At 63.9% G+C, this 1,879-nt stretch carries 3 protein-coding genes; 2 read left to right on the top strand and 1 reads right to left on the bottom strand.

What is annotated here, in order from left to right; genetic code table 11:
* On the bottom strand, positions 1-506 hold a 506-nt coding region (locus RA26_RS21890; protein ID WP_039187578.1), incomplete at its 3' end, for an IspD/TarI family cytidylyltransferase.
* Between the two features lie 182 nt (positions 507-688).
* Here RA26_RS21890 and dusB point away from each other — a divergent pair.
* Both dusB and RA26_RS21900 read left to right on the top strand, forming a co-directional pair.
* Positions 689-1,675: a tRNA dihydrouridine synthase DusB gene (gene dusB / locus RA26_RS21895; protein WP_039187580.1), complete on the top strand. Its 987-nt coding sequence runs from the start codon at positions 689-691 to the stop codon at positions 1,673-1,675.
* Positions 1,672-1,879: PAS domain-containing protein (locus RA26_RS21900; protein ID WP_039187582.1), on the top strand; the 208-nt coding region annotated here is incomplete at its 3' end. The genes dusB and RA26_RS21900, both read left to right, overlap by 4 nt.

Consider the following 1,879-nt stretch of genomic DNA (forward strand, 5'->3'; position numbering starts at 1 on the left):
GCCGACAGAATGTCCTGGAACCTGAAACCCTGGGGCGTCTGTGCGGCAAACAGGCCATTGCGGTCCTGGGTGCCAGTTACGGTGCCGTCTGCTCCAGTCCACAGCGCATCAGTCACGGCAAGCGCCGGGGCTGCAGCAGGTGTTTCGTCCAAGGCGTTGAGAATGCTGTGAATCAAGGCAGGGCTGACGCAGGGCCGGGCGGCGTCGTGGATCAGCACCTTGCCCACGCCGTGCGGTTCCAGCGCCTTGAGGCCGTTCAGAACGGAGGCTGCACGTTCTGCGCCGCCTTCAGCCAGGATCAGGCCGGGTTTGCCGGAGAATTCCTCCCAAGCGGCGGTGTCATCCGGTGATAGCACCAGAACCGTGAGGCCAACGCCCGCCCTTTCAAAGGATTCCAGTGTCCAGTCGATCATCCGGCGACCCTTCAGCGGGCGCCACTGTTTGGGCGTGCCGCCGCCTGCGCGGGTGCCGCGGCCGGCGGCGACGATCAGGGCGGCTGTGGTCATGCGGTCCTCGTCCGGTAAGTCCCGCATTGTTTATGAGGTGGCGCGGGAAGTGGCAATCACCCCGCGGAATGTGATTAAAAAATAGGCAAATGAAGTCCGGGAGCGGCTTGCGGAGGCGCATTTCATTGCTGCATAGCAGAGGCTTCGGATAAAAACCTCTCAGTTGCACAAGGATTAGGCAGTTGTCCTTCACGCTTGGAACCACCTCCATGTCCCCGCCCATCGCCTTGGCGCCGATGGCGGGAATCACCGACCGGCCGTTCCGGGATCTGGTCCGCTCCTTTGGCGTCGGGCTGATGGTGAGCGAGATGGTGGCAAGCCAGGAGATGGTTCAGGCCAAGCCGGGCGTGCGCGAGCGGGCCGAGCTGAGCGCGGATGTCGAGAACACCGCGGTGCAGCTGGCGGGGCGTGACGAATACTGGATTGCCGAGGCCGCGAAACAGGTCGCCGGGCAGGGCGCACGGATCATCGACATCAACATGGGCTGCCCCGCCAAGAAGGTGACAAACGGCTATTCCGGATCAGCCCTGCTGAAGACGCCGGACCATGCGCTGAAGCTGATCGAGGCCGTCGTGAGGGCCGTGGATGTGCCGGTCACGCTGAAGACCCGGCTGGGCTGGGACGATAACTGCCTGAACGCGCCGGATGTGGCGCGCCGCGCCTGCGAGGCCGGGGTGCAGATGGTGACGATCCACGGCCGCACCCGCTGCCAGTTCTATAAGGGCTCCGCCGATTGGGCGGCGATCCGGGACGTCAAGGATGCTGTGACTGTGCCGCTGCTGGCCAATGGTGACATCGTTGATACTGCCACTGCCCGGCAGGCGCTGGAGCAGTCCGGTGCCGATGGCGTAATGATCGGGCGCGGCGCCGAAGGAAAGCCCTGGATTCTGGCCGAGGTGGCCCATCATCTGTGGGGAACTCCGGCGCCGGAAATCCCGGAAGGGAATGTATTTATTCAAATGGTTTCAGATCATTACCGGGCAATGCTCGACTTCTACGGGGAAGACCTGGGGGTGCGGGTCGCGCGCAAGCATCTTGGTTGGTACATGGATGAGGCCGGAACCGGCCCGACCATGCGCCGCGCAGTGCTGACGGAGAAAAAACCGGCTGAAGTGCTGGCGGTGATGCCGGAGGCGCTGTGTGTCCAAACCCCGGAGGCCGCCGCATGATGGACAGCGCTGCCCTCTGGGCCTCTTTGCCAGTGCCGGCTTTTCTGATTGATGCCTGGGACAATATCGCCGATGTGAATGCGGCTGGCGAGGGATTCCTCAACACCTCGCGCAAGGCGTTGCTGGGACAGCCGGTCTGGGACACGCTGGCCATCGACGCACCGATCGAGGAGGCCTTTGCCCGCGCCCGGGTGCAGAGCACAC

The sequence above is a fragment of the Leisingera sp. ANG-M7 genome (genome assembly GCF_000813965.1).
In the GTDB taxonomy this organism is placed as follows: Bacteria; Pseudomonadota; Alphaproteobacteria; order Rhodobacterales; family Rhodobacteraceae; genus Leisingera.